The organism is Vibrio pacinii DSM 19139 (genome assembly GCF_000711795.1).
GTDB classification, from domain to species: domain Bacteria; phylum Pseudomonadota; class Gammaproteobacteria; order Enterobacterales; family Vibrionaceae; genus Vibrio; species Vibrio pacinii.
Map to the genome: position 1 here is coordinate 17,024 of NZ_JONH01000018.1, position 16,187 is coordinate 33,210.

Sequence of the window (16,187 nt, forward strand, 5' to 3'; positions counted from 1 at the left end):
ATAAGCACAAGGCTCCCGATATAGAGAGCCTTGTGCTTGCTGATTTCTAACTTGCAGAATGATAACTCTGCTCGACTTTACGTTTGACCCAAGTTTGGTTAACCCAAAGTGACAGCAAAATAATCGCGCCGCCAACTGCAAGCTGGACTAAATCGACATCACGGTTCCAAATAACGATGTTGACCACCAGGCCTGCTGGTACAAGGGCATTATTCATAACCGCTAATGCGCCAGCATTGACCATGGTCGCACCTTTATTCCAAGCAAAGTAACCTAAGCCAGAAGCAACCAAGCCAAGGTAGATCAATACACCCCACTGAGTATGGGTGGTTGGCATTTTGTCGATATTACCCATCAATGCAAAAGCGACAGTGGCGACACACAGTGCGCCGAGATAGAAGTAGCCAAAAATGGCATGTTGAGGCAATTCAACCTCATAGCGCTCCATCAGATACTTGTAACCGACTTGGCCGATGGCAAAGCAGATATTGGCGCCTTGGACCACGAAAAAGCCGACCACGAAGTTTTCATTGATGCCTGCAAACTTAATAAAGCCTGCACCAATCACGGCAATCACGGCGGTAACCAAGTACCAAGGTGAAAAACGACGCTTGAGCAGGTCGTAGATCAAGGTGACATAGATAGGTGTGAACACGGTGAAGAGTAATACTTCTGGTACAGAAAGGAGTAAAAAAGATTGGTAGTAGAAGCAGTACATCAAACCAAGCTGACAGCCGCCGACAAGCATTAATTTGCCAATCAGACCTTTATCAACCCCTTTGAACTTTAAAAATGGTAGGAAGACCAGGCTTGCCAACGCGACACGCATTAGCACCGAAAACCAAGAATCAACCTGACCAGCGAGATAAACACCGATCAGGCTAAACGAGAACGCCCACAGCAAAGTGACCGCAGATAAATACCCCATAATTACGACTCATTATCAAAAACTATAGGGGCAGTGTATAACAATATTGTTAGGTCAACACGACCTATTGAATCAGTCTTTCAGTGGTACAACCAACATATCAACCGGCGAGCAGTTAATGAGCTGGCGAGTTGATGACAGCAACTTGCTCCAAAAATCTTGGTGGTGGCCACAAATCACTAAATCAATATTAAATTCACTGATGGTATCGCACAGCTCATTGCTAAGATCGCCACTGCCGACCAAGGTATGCTTGATTGGGAAATCAGCGTGTTCAGCCAGTACTTGCAGCTGCTTTTGCGATGCTTCTATGGCCTGGTGCTGCGTCTCAGCAAGATTGATATCAATCAGCCCGGTATAAAGCTCGGCATAGTTGACGTCGATATGAACGAACGATACTGCCGCGTTGAGTGGCTTGGCCAAGGCCACGGCCTTTTCGACCAGTAACTTACTGTCTTCTGAAAGATCGATGGCGACCAAAATATGTTGATAACTCATAGTGCTATCTCCTTGTAAGGGTACTGAGTAAAGATTAGCACCTTGGCGTAACATTTTTTGCCAAAGTGATCTCAGATCCACATTTGACATACAAAGTGTTATGGTGGTGAAAATAATATAGTCAATTTAACTTCATAGACTTAGTAGGAGTGGTACATGCTTTCTCAAGCAATGGTCGAACAATTGAATGAGCAAATTAATCTCGAATTTTTCTCATCCAATCTATACTTACAAATGAGTGCTTGGTGTGAAGACAAAGGATTCGAAGGTGCAGCTGAATTTTTACGTGCACATGCCGTAGAAGAGATGGGGCACATGCAGCGTCTGTTTACTTATGTGAGTGAGACAGGCGCAATGCCAATCTTAGGATCAATTGATGCACCAAAGCATGAATTTAACAGTCTGGGTGATGTATTCCGTGAAACCTTTGAGCATGAGCAGATGATTACAGAGAAGATCAACAAGCTTGCGCACTTAGCCTTTACATCACAAGACTATTCAACCTTCAACTTCTTACAGTGGTATGTTGCAGAGCAGCACGAGGAAGAGAAGTTATTTAAAGGGATCTTAGATAAGTTGGATCTTGTAGGCGAAGACGGTAAAGCACTGTTCTTTATCGACAAAGATCTAGCGGCTTTAGCAAAAGAAGGTTCATCTTCGATCATGGATGCCCCTGCTGAATAGTATTCGGCGTAAGACCCTCTAATAGATAGATCGTCTTTTTCTCAGGGCATTTTAGAAGATGTAGGGAGGAAAAGATGATCAATGCTGACACAATTCTATTCGCACTAATGATGGTGACCTTAGTTAATATGGCTCGCTATCTTACTGCACTGCGCTCTCTGATTTACATTATGCGGGAAGCTCACCCCTTACTCTATCAACAGGTTGATGGTAATGGCTTTTTTACTACCCACGGCAACGTGACCAAGCAATTCCGCTTGTACCATTACTTGAAGAGCAAAGAGTATCACCACCATCATGATGAAGTATTCACGGGTAAGTGCGATCGGGTGCGAGAGCTATTTATCTTATCAACCTCTCTGTTGGTTGTGACACTGTTGGCGGCGTTTATTCTTTAATTGCTGAATTGGCAATCAGATTAAATACCGCTAGAATGAGGCTTCGAATTGCAAAGGATGTGCGTATGCACATCCTTTTTTATTGGTTTTTATGAGTAGTGGTTCATGACAGAAAAGTTTGACGTTGTCATTATTGGTGCAGGTGCAGCAGGTTTAATGTGTGCAGCAGAGGCAGGCAAACGTGGTCGCAAGACCTTAGTGTTGGATCACGCTAAAAAGCCAGGACGAAAAATCCTGATTGCTGGTGGGGGGCGATGTAACTTCACCAACTATGAGGTGTCGGCCAACCACTATTTATGTCAAAACCGACACTTTGTGAAATCGGCGCTGTCTCAATACACTAACTGGGATTTTATCTCTTTGGTGAGTAAGCATGGCATTGAATTTGAAGAGCGCGATCATGGCCAGTTATTTTGTGTTGGCGATTACACGTCGAAAGATATCGTAAAAATGCTGCTGGCAGAGTGCGATCTAGCAACCGTTACCCAGCGTTACCAACAAGATGTGCAACAGATCGAGAAGACAGCATCGGGTTTTGTGTTGCGTGCCAATGGCAGTGTGATTGAGTGCCAATCGTTGGTCATTGCTACCGGTGGATTGTCGATGCCGAAGTTGGGCGCTACGCCATTTGGTTATAAAGTGGCCGAGCAGTTTGGGTTAAGTGTGTTACCAACCAGCGCAGGATTGGTTCCTTTCACTTTACATAAAGAAGACAAACAAGCTTTAGCCGAGCTGTCAGGGATAGCGGTGCCTGCCGAAATCACCGCGCAAGATGGCACCGTGTTTAAAGAAGCCTTGTTGTTCACTCACCGTGGCTTGTCTGGCCCATCAGTGCTGCAGATCTCGTCATTCTGGCGCGCTGGGCAAAAGGTGACGGTCAACCTAGTTCCAGAGGTTGATGTTGATGAGTTGCTCGAGCGTTCATTGGCCAAACACCCTAATCAGAGTTTGAAAAATACCCTCGCGAAAGTGTTACCTAAGCGTCTAGTAGAAGTATTGATTGAATTAAAGTTGCTTGAAGATAAGCCACTTAAGCAATTGAGCAGCAAACAACTCAGCGAAGTGACAGCTCAACTCGAACAGTGGCAAATAACACCCAATGGCACCGAAGGATATCGCACCGCGGAAGTGACGTTGGGCGGCGTAGATACGAATCATCTCTCATCAAAGACTATGGAATGTAAGCAAGTAGCAGGCTTGTATTTTATTGGTGAAGTGATGGATGTGACTGGCTGGTTGGGCGGCTATAACTTTCAGTGGTGCTGGAGTTCTGCTTACGCTGCAGGTCAATGGGTATAATTTCCCCGCGGTTTTAAATAATAGTTTACTCATTGCGACTACACTTACTCTATAAAAAGGTGAAGGGCATCTAAGGAGTGAACTCTATGAGTCAACAAGCACTGATCTCTCGGATTAATGAGCTACCGCGTATTGAAAGTGTTCTGCAAGAGCTATTGGAGATGGTCAATCGTGACACCATCGATTTTAGCGAATTGGCACATAAAATGGCTATGGATCAGGTGTTACTGGCACGTGTGCTAAGAATGGCCAACTCAGCCCAGTTTGGTGGTGTTAAGGGCATTTCTAATATTAATGATGCCATCGTCCGGATCGGTATTGGTGCCATTCGCAACCTCATCTCCTCATCGATTCTTGCGTCGAGCTTTCCCAAGATCGACACCATCAATATTAAAGATTACTGGGCCGCGACGTTTGAGATTTCCACCATTGCGAGTACCGTGGCGAAAGACATTAAACTTGACCCAAACGAGGCGTTTACTACCGGTATCTTACACAATATTGGTGAGTTGATGATTCACACTTTAGAGCCTGAAAAAGCTGTGGAGATCAACCGGCGTACCGCCGCAGGAGAAAATGCCGCTCAGGTGCAAAAAGAACTTTTGGGGGTTGATGCACAAGAGCTTGGTGCTGTATTAGCGGAAAGCTGGAAATTTCCTACTCAACTGGTCGATGCGATTGCCAATGTTAATCACCCGAGCAAAGCGGTAGAGTCGAAGCGTTTGGCGTGTTTACTCTATCTTGCGCGTGATGCCCATTACTGTTGGGACAACCTGTTTGAAGCGCGAGATAAACAGCGTTATCTCGCTAAAAGTAAAGCGGCGCAAGCCTTACACGTATCACCAGAGTTGGCGAGTAAAATTGATGCGGTGCGAGGTCAGGGCAGTGAATTGGCCTATCAACTGTTCTAGGCTAATCTCCTCGCTTAACAACATGCTATGCCGACTGCTTGCTGAGATCTTTTTTCTTGAACTTGATCTGTTGGATCACTAATCCGGTCACGATTAGCAATAAACCGATGAGTGTGGTCGGATGGATATGCTCACCGATAATGGTTGCAAGTAGCATCAAAGAGATAAAAGGCGAGGCAAAGATCAGGTTGCTGATGCGTGCGGTATTTTGCGTCAGCTTCAGAGCGCTGAGCCACAGCACAAACGTCACCCCCATTTCAAATAGTCCCACATAGGTCACGGCAAGCCAGCCTTGAGTGCTGATGTGGCTAAAGCTATTACCTTCATAGAGTGCTAGGCCGATCGCGCAAGGGACAGCAACCAAGAAGCCGAGTAACACACCAACCACAGGATCCGCTTTGTTTTTAGCATTAAGAATCCAATACCCAGCCCAAAGTAGCGTCGACAATAGCGCTAAACCGACCCCTAGTGGGCTGTCAAAGTTTAACCCCAGCACATCGCCTTTGGTTGCAATGACAATCACGCCAAAGTAACTCAATGTGCAGGCAAGCCAATCTTGTTTACGAATCTTCTGACCGAGAAACACCGCTGCCATTAGGGTCAGCGTAATGGCCCAACTGTAGTTGATGGCTTGGGCCTGAGAGGCAGGCAACAGGTCGTAAGCTTTAAACAGAATAATATAATAGGCGAGTGGGTTAATCAGGCCAAGTAATAGGTAGTAAAACGGATTAGACATAAACGTAGTTGGCAGTTGTTTCAGCTTGCCTTGGATGGCACAAATTACCAGCAGCGCGATCGACGACACTATACTCGCGACCGTCAACATCTGAATCGGCGAGAATTCTGCCAATGTTAGTTTGAAGGCAGTGGCTACCGTTGACCAGAGTAATACGGCCGATAAAGCGAATCCTAAAGCGCGGCGCTCGTTCATGGTGTTCCTTATGCTTGTTGCTAACTTTGCCAAATACGTCAGTCAGTTGAGTGGGTCAGTATAAAGCGCCTAGTCTAGCTGCTTGATATCTAGCCGACAAACTGGACATTTATCCAGTGCTAAAATACCATTGAATGTATCTTAGTTTGAATAGTTAAATCATTATTATGCAATGGATTCTTGAGCATCAAAGCCTACTCACTAGCGGGGTAGTCAGTGCATTGGTTAGCGGTTTGGCCGTTGGCTGGTGGGTCAAACAGAAAATGCGTTTTGATAATCAGCTTCTGGAGCAACAACTCTCCTCCAATCAGCAGTTCGCCACTAGCCAAATTACGCAGTTGGAAAAAGAGCTACGTCAAGCACAGCAAGAGCTCGATCAATTAGATAGTGAACGAGATAAAGCCGCCTACGAGCTCAAACAATCCCATGGCAAGTTGATGGCGGTCTTAGAGAAGCTGCGTTACTTTGAAGCGGTCAAGCAAGAGCGCCAACAGTATGCTGATGATCTCAATCAGGTGCGTGAACAAAAGTCTCAGCTCGAGGCGCAACTGCGTGAGCAAGAGGCGCGTCACGAGCAGAAAAACAGTGCTAATCAAGAAAAACTCCAGTTGCTTGAGCAGGCGGAAGAGCGACTGAAACAGCAATTTGAACAACTGGCCAATCAACTGTTTGAAGCGAAAACCGCTAAAGTGGATCAACAGAACCGTCAGAGTCTCGATGGTCTATTATCGCCATTGCGTCAGCAGCTCGAAGGTTTCAAAAAGCAGGTCAACGACAGTTTTAATCAAGAAGCGAAAGAGCGCCACACCTTAGTTCACGAGCTGAAAAACCTGCAACGCCTCAATGAACAGATGACCAAAGAAGCGCTTAACTTAACTCAAGCCTTGAAAGGCGATAACAAACAGCAAGGTAATTGGGGCGAGGTTGTGCTCGCGCGCGTGTTGGCCGAATCGGGGCTGCGCGAAGGTCATGAATATCAAACCCAAGTGAGTTTGCAAAATGAAGCGGGAAAGCGTTATCAACCGGATGTAATTGTGCATTTACCGCAAGATAAGCAAGTGGTGATTGATTCGAAAATGGCCTTGGTCGCTTTTGAACGCTATTTTAATGCCGAAACCGATGTTGAGCGAGACAAGGCGCTAAGTGATCACTTACTTGCGCTTCGTGCTCATATCAAAGGATTATCTCAAAAGGATTATCATCAGCTCAAAGGTATTCAGAGCTTAGATTATGTCTTGATGTTTATTCCGGTCGAGCCCGCATTTCAAGTCGCGATTCAAGCAGATCCAAGCTTAGTTAAAGATGCGATGGAGCAAAATATTATTTTAGTCAGCCCGACCACCTTGCTGGTGGCACTACGCACTATTGATAATTTGTGGCGCAATGATCGACAAAATCAAAATGCTAAAATTATCGCTGAACGTGCCAGCAAGCTGTATGACAAACTGCGGTTATTTGTCGATGATATGGAAAGCTTGGGTGGAGCACTCGACAGAGCGAATCAAAATTACCAAGGGGCAATGAACAAGCTAGCCACGGGGCGGGGTAATGTGATTCGCCAAGCGGAAAGTTTTAAACAGCTAGGGGTTGAGGTCAAAAAACCGATTTCAAGTGATTTGACTCAGTTGGCTCAGCAGGACCATTTCACAGAAAAGTCGTTGCCAGAGAAAAATGACTCTTTCGCCCAAAGACATCCGGATGAGGATAAAGTAAACTAATCGCCCGCAGTGCGAGGCCTTCATAATACAACGCACTGCTTGAAGAGGAATCATCATGACGGATACAAGCGTGCAATCGAATACAGCTTTAGAATCAAATGAAACCACGCATTTTGGTTTCACCACCGTAGCGAAAGAAGAGAAAGTGGCTAAGGTCGCTCAGGTATTCCACTCTGTGGCAGCCAAATACGACATCATGAATGATTTGATGTCGGGTGGTATTCATCGCCTATGGAAGCGTTTTACCATCGACTGCAGTGGTGTTCGTCCTGGTCAGCGAGTGTTAGACCTCGGTGGTGGTACTGGCGATCTAACGGCTAAATTCTCACGCATCGTCGGCGAGAAAGGTCATGTCGTGTTGGCGGATATTAACAATTCGATGCTCAATGTTGGTCGTGACAAGCTACGTGATAGCGGTATTGTTGGTAATGTTCACTACGTTCAAGCGAATGCCGAAGAGCTGCCGTTCCCTGATGACTATTTTGATGCTATCACCATCAGCTTCTGTCTACGTAACGTGACCGATAAAGATAAAGCGTTGCGCTCGATGTATCGAGTACTTAAGCCCGGTGGGCGTTTATTGGTGTTGGAGTTTTCCAAACCAGTCTTAGAGCCGCTGTCAAAAATCTACGATACCTACTCGTTCCATCTACTGCCTAAAATGGGTGAGCTGGTGGCCAACGATGGTGAAAGTTACCGTTATTTGGCCGAATCTATTCGCATGCACCCTAACCAAGAAACCTTGAAAGGCATGATGGATCAAGCTGGCTTTGAGCAAACTAGCTACTACAACTTAACTGGTGGCATTGTTGCGCTGCACCGTGGTTACAAATTCTAAGGTAGGGTGTTATGCCATTTGAACCGCTTGTCACTGCTGTGATTGAAACTACGCTGAATACATTAATTAACGATGACCCTGAATTGGGTCGTCGTCTTGCTCGTCTAAAAGGTCAGGTGATTCAAGTCCATCTTAAGGAAGTGAATAAAACGCTGACCTTCATCTTTAGTCAGCAGATTGATGTGTTAGCCCACTATGAAGGTCAGCCCGATTGCTACCTGTCACTCAATCTCTCTGTCTTACCTGAACTGCGCGACCAATCCAATATCACTAAATTGATCAAACAAGACAAGTTGGTGTTGGAAGGGGATATTCAGTTGGCGCAGAAGTTCTCGCAGTTGATGACGGACTGTAAGCCTGATATCGAAGAGTGGCTATCAAGAGTGACTGGCGATGTGGTGGCACATACGGTTGTGCAAGGGGTGACTAACCTTGGTCATTTGGTTAAAGCGCAGGCCAGTAAGCACCAGCATCATCTGGCCCAAGTCTTTACCGAAGAGTGGAGAATCGCTCCGCCACCACTTGAGGTCGCGCATTTTTGCGATCAAGTGGATGAGGTTAAAAGCCAGGCGGCGCGTATTGAAGCTAAGCTCAATCAACTACTGGAGCGTGCATGACACTTTCCGAGCTGCGTCGCCTCTATCATATTGTTCGCGTCCAATTAGAGTATGGTTTGGATGAGTTGCTACCGACTCATCAACTGACCAAAGCGCCAATATTAGTCAGAAAAAGCCTGTTCTGGATTAAAAATAAGCATGCTGACAAGCCGCTTGGTGAACGCTTACGTCTTGCGTTGCAAGAGCTAGGGCCGGTGTGGATTAAATTTGGTCAGATGATGTCGACAAGGCGCGATCTGTTCCCACCGCACATCGCGGATCCACTGGCTTTATTGCAAGACCAGGTCTCGCCCTTTGATGGTCAGTTGGCCAAACAACAAATTGAGCAAGCGCTTGGTGGCCCGCTGGAAACCTGGTTCGATGATTTTGCCATAGAGCCGCTTGCGTCAGCATCAATCGCTCAGGTTCATACTGCCACGCTGAAGTCGACTAACCAAGAAGTGGTATTAAAGGTCATCAGGCCGGATATTCGTCCAGTCATTGATGCAGATCTAAAACTGATGTATCGCATGGCGCGTATAGTCGCCAAAGCAACGCCTGAAACACGCCGTTTAAAACCGGTTGAAGTGGTTCGTGAGTACGAGAAAACTTTGCTCGATGAACTTGATTTAAGACGAGAAGCGGCCAACGCGATTCAACTTAGACGCAACTTTGAAGGCAGTGAAGAACTGTATGTTCCAGAGATTATTACTGACTTTAGTAATAAAAATGTCATGGTTTCTGAGCGAATATATGGCATCCAGGTGTCTGACATCGAAGGACTGGTCGCAAACGGTACCAACATGAAATTACTTGCGGAACGTGGCGTGAGCGTGTTTTTCACCCAAGTCTTTCGTGATAGCTTCTTTCATGCTGACATGCATCCGGGTAATGTTTTTGTTGAGCCGAAGCACCCTGAAAATCCACGTTGGATTGGTTTGGACTGCGGTATCGTTGGTACGTTAAACAGTGAAGATAAGCGTTATTTAGCGGAAAACTTCTTAGCCTTTTTTAATCGCGATTACCGCCGCGTCGCTGAGTTGCATGTAGAGTCCGGTTGGGTTCCACGTGAAACCAATGTCGATGAGTTTGAGTTTGCGATTCGCATCGTGTGTGAGCCTATTTTCGCTAAACCCCTGTGCGAAATTTCGTTTGGCCATGTGTTGTTGAATCTATTTAACACCGCGCGTCGCTTTAATATGGAAGTGCAGCCTCAGTTGGTATTGCTGCAAAAAACCTTACTTTATGTCGAAGGTTTAGGTCGCCAGCTCTACCCACAACTTGATTTATGGGAAACCGCGAAGCCTTTCTTGGAAGAGTGGATGATGAATCAGGTTGGCCCTAAAGCGGTGATCAACGCGGTGAAAGACCGCGCGCCATTTTGGGCAGAGAAACTGCCAGAACTACCAGAGCTACTGTATGATAGCTTACGCCAAGGTAAAATGATGAATCAACGCATTGATCAGCTTTACCAAGGTTATCGCTCAACAAAGCGACAACAGGCGACCGGAAAATTTTTATTTGGTGTTGGAGCCACATTAGTCGTATGCTCGGCAATATTGGTTAACAGCCCCTATGAGCAACTTTCATTGGCCAGTGCCTTTGGTGGTGTCACATTTTGGTTGCTTAGTTGGCGAGCTTACCGTCAATAGACGTTAAACTCTTGAAATGAATTTGTTTAATAAGACCCGAGGTAAAAAGAATGGGTGGTATTAGTATTTGGCAACTTTTGATTATTGCTGTGATTGTCGTGCTTCTTTTTGGTACTAAAAAACTGCGCGGTATTGGTGGCGATCTTGGTGGTGCAGTCAAAGGTTTTAAGAAAGCCATGAGCGAAGACGACGCGGCTAAGAAAGACGCTGACTTCGAGCAAAAAGATCTCGATCAGCAAAAGAGTGTAGGGCAGCAGAAAACCGAGTCGACTGCTGACACTAAGAAAGACAAAGAGCAGGCATAACCGGTGTTTGATATCGGTTTTTGGGAACTGGTATTAATATCTGTCGTTGGGCTTGTAGTGCTTGGTCCTGAGCGTTTACCTCATGCCATTCGCAGTGTTTCCAAGTTTATTGGTGCGGCGAAAAACATGGCCAATAGCGTGAAAGACGAACTGTCACATGAGTTGAAAGTTCAAGAGCTACAAGACAACTTGCGTAAAGCTGAGAAAATGGGCATGGAAGATTTATCACCTGAACTGAAATCTTCCGTCGAACAGCTCAAACAAGCAGCGCAAGACGTTCAACGCCCGTATGCGAGCAAAAGCGACTCAACCAGTAAGCGTGTTGAGACTGACAGCGAGCTAGCAGATAGCGCTGACAGTGCTGATGACTCCAAGCAACCGACTGAACAACTTGATGTTCAGCCGTTGTCACAGGCAGATAAAAAAGCCGAATAGTCTCGCATTAGGAGGAGCTGCTAACCAGTAGCTCCTTTTCGATCTTTTACCGTAGAGGTTTCCATGTCTTCTGTTGAGCAGACACAACCTTTGATCAGCCATTTACTTGAGCTAAGAAATCGCTTACTGCGTGCTATTGTCGCAGTGTTAGTGGTGTTCTTGGGGCTGATCTATTTTGCCAATGACATCTATGAGTTTGTTTCGGCGCCTTTAGTCGACAGGCTACCTGAGGGGGCGACAATGATCGCCACCGATGTCGCATCGCCTTTCTTTACGCCGTTAAAATTGACGCTGATCGCGTCTATTTTTGTTGCGGTGCCGTTTATCTTGTATCAAGTGTGGGCTTTTGTTGCACCCGGTTTATACAAACATGAACGTCGTTTAGTCATGCCACTGCTGTTCTCGAGTTCACTGCTATTTTACTGCGGTGTGGCGTTTGCGTATTTTGTCGTATTCCCGTTGGTGTTTGGCTTCTTCACGGCAATTTCACTTGGCGGGGTCGAGTTTGCCACTGATATCTCAAGTTATCTCGACTTTGTTCTGGCGCTGTTCTTGGCGTTCGGGATTGCGTTTGAAGTGCCAGTCGCGATCATCTTATTGTGTTGGACAGGCGCGACTGATCCGAAAAGCTTAAGTGAGAAGCGCCCGTATATTGTGGTGGCCGCGTTTGTCGTCGGCATGATGCTGACTCCGCCCGATATGATTTCGCAGACCTTACTGGCGATTCCGATGTGTTTACTGTTCGAAGTCGGCCTGTTCTTTGCCCGTTTTTATGTGCGCAAAGAACAAGATGAAGTCGACGACGAACAGGTTTAAAACAATAAAACAATAAAACAATAAAACAAAAGAGCGGGTACTATCCCGCTCTTTTTCGTTAGTCTTTGCCTATTCGTTCAGCCAGTGGACGGGCCGTAATGCCATGCAAGACTAAACTCAGTATCACCGTACAAGTGACTGTGAGTGCTATAAACTGACCGCCAGGCAAATCCGCATCCAGCACAATAATGGTGAACACGATACTTGCCAGGCCACGTGGACCAAACCAACCCATAAATAATCGATGACCCTTTGGTACTGAGGTGCCTAAGAACGAAAGGTAGATGGGTAGCATACGCACTAGCGTGAGGCTGATGAGTGCATAAACAATCATGTTGGCTGAAAATAGGCCAATCACTTGACCAATGACTGCCGCGCCAAACAGTATCCAAGTTAGCATTGCTAATAGTTCAGCCATACTTTCAGTGGTTAACACTAGTTTGTGTTTATGACGAGACGCCAAATGGCCGAATAACAGACCTCCTGTAAAAGCGGCGATGTAACCACTACCATGAAGGGTTTGCGCTAAGCCAAAACTGCTAAGGGCGATGGCCCCGACGGTCAGTTGAGACCAAACTTCACTCAGCCAATCTTTGCTAGCACTCCACTGCAACAGCTTTGCGCCGATATAGGCCAACGAGAGCCCGACGACCATCCCAATTCCCAGCTCTTCGGCAAACACCATTAATGCATGGCTAGTCGTGAGTTGCGAATCAGTGGAACTGGTCGCTATCGCGATAAGTAAGAGCAAAATAGGCACACACATGCCGTCATTGAGGCCGCTTTCTACATTTAAGCCTTCGCTGACAGGCGCTGGTACTTTCGGATTTGAAATCACCGCCTTGCCTAAGGCAGCATCAGTGGCTGCCAACATAGTGGCGAGGATAGCGGCTTCGACCAAAGACAACACATCCAATAAGACAACGGCAAACAGGGTGCCCAAGACAATCGCCCCTGGCAAACCAAGCAGTAGCATTCTTACTGGATACATGGCCTTTTGTTTTAACACAGTCAGATTGGATTGCGCCGCGTCTGAGAATAAGATTAAAGCGAGAGTTAGATCGACGAACAACCTTAATTGATTCATTTCTAAGGATTCACCAATAATGGCAAAACCATACTCGCCAAGTAACAGGCCCACGATCACGTAGACGATCGGGCCTGAAATTCCAGAGTTCTCGATACGTTTTGCAATCAGCGTGTAGAAAAAAACAATCCCTGCGATAAGGCTCATCACGGCGTAAATATGTTCTAAATCCATGTAAACTTCCTTAATTTGAAGCGAGCTTTATCTTCATTATCGGCTGCTTAAGTTAAATAGAGCCTCAGCATTGGCGGTCGTTTGTCTATCAACATCATCAATGCTGATATCACGTAGAGTTGCCACTCGTTCGGCAACCAAATGAGTGTAAGCGGGCTCATTGCGCTTACCTCGGTGTGGAACTGGGGCCAAGTAAGGGCAATCTGTTTCGAGAATCACATAATCCATATCAAGCTCAGGGATTACTTTATCCATACCACCGTTTTTAAACGTAGAGACGCCACCAAGCCCAAGGTGGAACCCTAAGCCGTTGATCGCATGCGCTTCTTCAAGGCTACCGCCGAAGCAGTGAAACACGCCTGACAGTGTCCCATCTTGTTCTTTACTCAGTAGAGTTAAGGTCTCTTGTATTGAGTCTCTGGTATGAATCACCACTGGCAGTTGCATCTCTTTGGCCCAATTGAGTTGGGTGATAAATGCCATCTCTTGCTCGGCTTTAAAGGTTTTGTCCCAGTAGAGATCAATGCCAATTTCACCAACGGCAATAAAGTGATGTTTGGCAAACCAAGAGTGAATGATATCGAGCGTCTGTTTGACGTTGCCATCGACATAACAGGGGTGTAAACCCATCATCGAACGACAGATATTTGGGTACTTGGTTTCCGTAGCTAGCATGGGCTCAATCGACTCTAAGTCGATGTTGGGCAGCAGAATTTTATCAATGCCTTGAGCTAATGCGCGAGCAACAACGTCATCACGGTCATTATCAAATTCGCTGGCATAGATATGAGCATGGCTATCAATCATGGTAAATCTCTTGGTTGATGAGAGGTCGTCAGTATACGGCAGTGTGAGCTTTGGGTCATTTTTTGCATTTTTCTGCTTTGTCGCTAGCGTCACTTGTAAGGAGTGATATTATGCAGGCAAAAGCACTTGCACCAGACAAGGAGAATAGAGTGTCAGTATCGATTCAAGGTCAGTTTCCTGGCCGTCGTATGCGCCGTTTGCGTAAACATGACTTTAGCCGCCGTTTGATGGCTGAGAACCAATTGTCTGTTAATGATCTCATCTACCCAATGTTTATTTTGATGGGCAAGGATCGCCGTGAAAGCATCGAATCAATGCCGGGTATCGAGCGTCTATCGATCGACTTGATGTTAGAAGAAGCGCAGTATCTCGCGCAACTGGGTGTACCAGCCATTGCTCTCTTCCCTGTCGTAAACCAAGATGCGAAAAGCTTATGCGCTGCTGAAGCTTATAACCCGGAAGGTTTAGTTCAGCGTGCCGTTCGTTCTCTGAAAGAGCATGTACCACAAATTGGTGTGATTACTGACGTTGCGCTTGACCCGTTCACCACGCATGGCCAAGACGGCATCATTGATGAAGACGGCTACGTGTTGAACGACGAAACCACCAAGGTATTGGTTAAACAGGCGCTGTCTCATGCTGAAGCGGGTGCTGATGTGGTTGCGCCATCGGATATGATGGACGGCCGTATCGGTGCGATTCGTCAAGCACTAGAGAATGCTGGTCATATTAATACTCAGATCATGGCTTACTCAGCGAAATACGCGTCATGCTACTACGGTCCTTTCCGTGATGCGGTCGGCAGTGCCAGCAACCTTAAAGGTGGCAACAAGAAAAACTACCAGATGGATCCTGCCAATAGTGATGAAGCGATTCATGAAGTCGCGATGGACATCAACGAAGGTGCAGATATGGTGATGGTTAAGCCGGGCATGCCGTATTTAGATGTTGTGCGCCGAGTGAAATCTGAGCTCGAAGTACCGACGTTTGCTTACCAAGTTTCTGGTGAGTATGCGATGCATAAAGCGGCCTTTGCTAATGGCTGGCTTAGTGAGCGTGATACTGTGATGGAATCACTATTGTGCTTTAAGCGCGCTGGTGCCGACGGTATTTTGACCTACTTTGCGAAAGATGTCGCTGAGTGGCTAGCACAAGAAAACGCGCAAGCCGCCACGTTTTTGCAAGTCGATCACGACTAACATCGCGAGTTAACCGACATTCCAAAGGCTGACGATTGTCAGCCTTTATTCGTTTTAGGAGTAGGCATGAGCATAACCTATCGCCAAGGCACTCTGTCTGAGTGTGTGCAAGTTGTCGAACAGATCGATGAGTTTCGACGTAAAGAGACCATTGAAACGCTATCGATACGATTGCAACAAAAACGCCATTTGATTCAAGTTGCCGAGCAAGCTGGTCAGATCTTGGGTTTCAAAATTGGCTATCAACTCGATAGTAAGACTTTTTATAGTTGGTTCGGTGGCGTTTCGCCGATGGCGAGGAATAAAGGCGTTGCCCAATCCTTACTTGAATTTCAACAGCAATGGGTCGAGCAGCAGGGTTATCAGCAACTCAAAGTGAAGTCGAGCAATCAGTTTCCAGCAATGTTGAGGCTGCTGCTGCGCAACGGTTATTTGATTGAACATTTTGAGCATAAGCAGCCTTTGAGTGACAGCCGAATTCATTTTATTAAGTCATTTTAAACAGTCTTAAAAATTAAATGAGACTTTTTCTCATTTAATGCTTGAACAATTAAATGAGAATGGTTATTATTTATATCGTCTTAGGGAATGAGAGAAGTTCACAAAGACGTCGAATTACCCAATTCATTATTGAGCTTGGTAATGACACGGCACTTTACGGACTTACCCCAGTTCTTTTTGACACGACATTGCTCACATTGCTTCCAGTGTAATTTATAGCTTTATGGTAAAGCACCTCACTATGTATTTGCTTTAACCCTTTTTGCTAGGCGACATCTTTCGATGTCGCTTTTTTTATGTCTGCGATTTGGTAATGAACAAAAGGACACCAATAGTCTTTTCCACAATCCAAGATCAAAATAAGATCGATCTTAACGGGATCGATCTTGTAATTTATTGCTTTATTTCAG

The 16,187-nt window shown here is 46.0% G+C and carries 18 protein-coding genes; 13 read left to right on the forward strand and 5 right to left on the reverse strand.

The genetic code is table 11. From position 1 onward, the window contains the following. Positions 1-46: 46 nt before the first annotated feature. Together BS19_RS12160 and uspA are read right to left on the reverse strand one after the other, a co-directional pair. Positions 47-928 (reverse strand): carboxylate/amino acid/amine transporter, encoded by an 882-nt coding sequence (locus BS19_RS12160; RefSeq protein ID WP_038175566.1) that lies wholly within the window; start codon positions 926-928, stop codon positions 47-49. Positions 929-1,000: 72 nt separating this feature from the next. After that, complete coding sequence (gene uspA, locus BS19_RS12165; RefSeq protein WP_038175567.1) at positions 1,001-1,426, reverse strand: universal stress protein UspA; 426 nt, start codon at positions 1,424-1,426, stop codon at positions 1,001-1,003. A gap of 156 nt (positions 1,427-1,582) precedes the next feature. Here uspA and ftnA point away from each other — a divergent pair, with 156 nt between their 5' ends. The 4 genes from ftnA to BS19_RS12185 all read left to right on the forward strand — a co-directional run bounded on the left by ftnA (position 1,583) and on the right by BS19_RS12185 (position 4,718). Then, positions 1,583-2,110, forward strand: coding sequence for a non-heme ferritin (gene ftnA, locus BS19_RS12170; protein WP_038175568.1), 528 nt, complete (start codon positions 1,583-1,585; stop codon positions 2,108-2,110). 74 nt (positions 2,111-2,184) lie between these two features. Continuing rightward, the gene (gene uspB / locus BS19_RS12175) at positions 2,185-2,508 is read left to right on the forward strand and encodes a universal stress protein UspB (RefSeq protein WP_038175569.1); all 324 of its coding nucleotides are present in this window, start codon (positions 2,185-2,187) and stop codon (positions 2,506-2,508) included. 105 nt (positions 2,509-2,613) lie between these two features. Continuing rightward, positions 2,614-3,807 carry a BaiN/RdsA family NAD(P)/FAD-dependent oxidoreductase gene (locus tag BS19_RS12180; RefSeq protein ID WP_038175570.1) on the forward strand — a complete coding sequence of 398 codons (1,194 nt, stop codon included), beginning with the start codon at positions 2,614-2,616 and terminating at the stop codon, positions 3,805-3,807. Positions 3,808-3,893: 86 nt separating this feature from the next. Next, entirely contained in the window at positions 3,894-4,718 is an 825-nt protein-coding gene (locus BS19_RS12185; RefSeq protein ID WP_038175571.1) for an HDOD domain-containing protein, read from the forward strand. Positions 4,719-4,743: 25 nt separating this feature from the next. Here the strand turns inward: BS19_RS12185 and BS19_RS12190 are convergent, their stop codons facing one another. After that, positions 4,744-5,649, reverse strand: coding sequence for a DMT family transporter (locus tag BS19_RS12190; RefSeq protein ID WP_038175572.1), 906 nt, complete (start codon positions 5,647-5,649; stop codon positions 4,744-4,746). 167 nt (positions 5,650-5,816) lie between these two features. Between BS19_RS12190 and rmuC the strand changes: the two genes are divergently transcribed. The 7 genes from rmuC to tatC all read left to right on the forward strand — a co-directional run bounded on the left by rmuC (position 5,817) and on the right by tatC (position 12,009). Next, on the forward strand, positions 5,817-7,367 hold the full coding sequence (rmuC, locus tag BS19_RS12195) for a DNA recombination protein RmuC (protein ID WP_038175573.1): 1,551 nt from the start codon (positions 5,817-5,819) through the stop codon (positions 7,365-7,367). Between the two features lie 55 nt (positions 7,368-7,422). After that, positions 7,423-8,205 carry a bifunctional demethylmenaquinone methyltransferase/2-methoxy-6-polyprenyl-1,4-benzoquinol methylase UbiE gene (gene ubiE, locus BS19_RS12200; RefSeq protein WP_038175574.1) on the forward strand — a complete coding sequence of 261 codons (783 nt, stop codon included), beginning with the start codon at positions 7,423-7,425 and terminating at the stop codon, positions 8,203-8,205. Between the two features lie 11 nt (positions 8,206-8,216). Further along, a complete protein-coding gene (locus BS19_RS12205) occupies positions 8,217-8,822 on the forward strand; it encodes a ubiquinone biosynthesis accessory factor UbiJ (RefSeq protein WP_038175575.1) in 606 nt (201 codons plus the stop codon). Further along, the gene (gene ubiB, locus BS19_RS12210) at positions 8,819-10,453 is read left to right on the forward strand and encodes a ubiquinone biosynthesis regulatory protein kinase UbiB (RefSeq protein WP_038175576.1); all 1,635 of its coding nucleotides are present in this window, start codon (positions 8,819-8,821) and stop codon (positions 10,451-10,453) included. The genes BS19_RS12205 and ubiB overlap by 4 nt, the downstream gene beginning before the upstream one ends. Before the next feature lie 50 nt (positions 10,454-10,503). Then, the gene (gene tatA, locus BS19_RS12215; RefSeq protein WP_038175577.1) at positions 10,504-10,758 is read left to right on the forward strand and encodes a Sec-independent protein translocase subunit TatA; all 255 of its coding nucleotides are present in this window, start codon (positions 10,504-10,506) and stop codon (positions 10,756-10,758) included. 3 nt (positions 10,759-10,761) lie between these two features. Further along, on the forward strand, positions 10,762-11,193 hold the full coding sequence (gene tatB, locus BS19_RS12220; protein ID WP_038175578.1) for a Sec-independent protein translocase protein TatB: 432 nt from the start codon (positions 10,762-10,764) through the stop codon (positions 11,191-11,193). A gap of 63 nt (positions 11,194-11,256) precedes the next feature. Continuing rightward, entirely contained in the window at positions 11,257-12,009 is a 753-nt protein-coding gene (gene tatC, locus BS19_RS12225; protein WP_038175579.1) for a twin-arginine translocase subunit TatC, read from the forward strand. A 58-nt stretch (positions 12,010-12,067) separates the two neighbouring features. On the opposite strand, the gene BS19_RS12230 is transcribed toward tatC, so the two are convergent. Together BS19_RS12230 and BS19_RS12235 are read right to left on the reverse strand one after the other, a co-directional pair. After that, complete coding sequence (locus BS19_RS12230; protein WP_038175580.1) at positions 12,068-13,270, reverse strand: cation:proton antiporter; 1,203 nt, start codon at positions 13,268-13,270, stop codon at positions 12,068-12,070. 36 nt (positions 13,271-13,306) lie between these two features. After that, entirely contained in the window at positions 13,307-14,077 is a 771-nt protein-coding gene (locus BS19_RS12235) for a TatD family hydrolase (RefSeq protein ID WP_038175581.1), read from the reverse strand. A gap of 149 nt (positions 14,078-14,226) precedes the next feature. Here BS19_RS12235 and hemB point away from each other — a divergent pair, with 149 nt between their 5' ends. Beyond that, positions 14,227-15,276, forward strand: a complete 1,050-nt coding sequence (hemB, locus tag BS19_RS12240; RefSeq protein WP_038175625.1) for a porphobilinogen synthase — start codon at positions 14,227-14,229, stop codon at positions 15,274-15,276. 66 nt (positions 15,277-15,342) lie between these two features. Further along, positions 15,343-15,777, forward strand: coding sequence for a GNAT family N-acetyltransferase (locus tag BS19_RS12245; protein ID WP_038175582.1), 435 nt, complete (start codon positions 15,343-15,345; stop codon positions 15,775-15,777). The last annotated feature ends 410 nt before the right edge of the window (positions 15,778-16,187 follow it).

Coding starts and splice junctions, on each gene's coding strand:
- ubiE (WP_038175574.1), top strand. CDS start 7,423: ATGACGGATACAAGCGTGCAATCGAATACAGCTTTAGAATCAAATGAA.
- rmuC (WP_038175573.1), top strand. CDS start 5,817: ATGCAATGGATTCTTGAGCATCAAAGCCTACTCACTAGCGGGGTAGTC.
- uspA (WP_038175567.1), bottom strand. CDS start 1,426: ATGAGTTATCAACATATTTTGGTCGCCATCGATCTTTCAGAAGACAGT.
- ubiB (WP_038175576.1), top strand. CDS start 8,819: ATGACACTTTCCGAGCTGCGTCGCCTCTATCATATTGTTCGCGTCCAA.
- tatA (WP_038175577.1), top strand. CDS start 10,504: ATGGGTGGTATTAGTATTTGGCAACTTTTGATTATTGCTGTGATTGTC.
- BS19_RS12230 (WP_038175580.1), bottom strand. CDS start 13,270: ATGGATTTAGAACATATTTACGCCGTGATGAGCCTTATCGCAGGGATT.
- BS19_RS12235 (WP_038175581.1), bottom strand. CDS start 14,077: ATGATTGATAGCCATGCTCATATCTATGCCAGCGAATTTGATAATGAC.
- BS19_RS12185 (WP_038175571.1), top strand. CDS start 3,894: ATGAGTCAACAAGCACTGATCTCTCGGATTAATGAGCTACCGCGTATT.
- uspB (WP_038175569.1), top strand. CDS start 2,185: ATGATCAATGCTGACACAATTCTATTCGCACTAATGATGGTGACCTTA.
- tatC (WP_038175579.1), top strand. CDS start 11,257: ATGTCTTCTGTTGAGCAGACACAACCTTTGATCAGCCATTTACTTGAG.
- BS19_RS12190 (WP_038175572.1), bottom strand. CDS start 5,649: ATGAACGAGCGCCGCGCTTTAGGATTCGCTTTATCGGCCGTATTACTC.
- BS19_RS12205 (WP_038175575.1), top strand. CDS start 8,217: ATGCCATTTGAACCGCTTGTCACTGCTGTGATTGAAACTACGCTGAAT.
- BS19_RS12180 (WP_038175570.1), top strand. CDS start 2,614: ATGACAGAAAAGTTTGACGTTGTCATTATTGGTGCAGGTGCAGCAGGT.
- BS19_RS12245 (WP_038175582.1), top strand. CDS start 15,343: ATGAGCATAACCTATCGCCAAGGCACTCTGTCTGAGTGTGTGCAAGTT.
- ftnA (WP_038175568.1), top strand. CDS start 1,583: ATGCTTTCTCAAGCAATGGTCGAACAATTGAATGAGCAAATTAATCTC.
- BS19_RS12160 (WP_038175566.1), bottom strand. CDS start 928: ATGGGGTATTTATCTGCGGTCACTTTGCTGTGGGCGTTCTCGTTTAGC.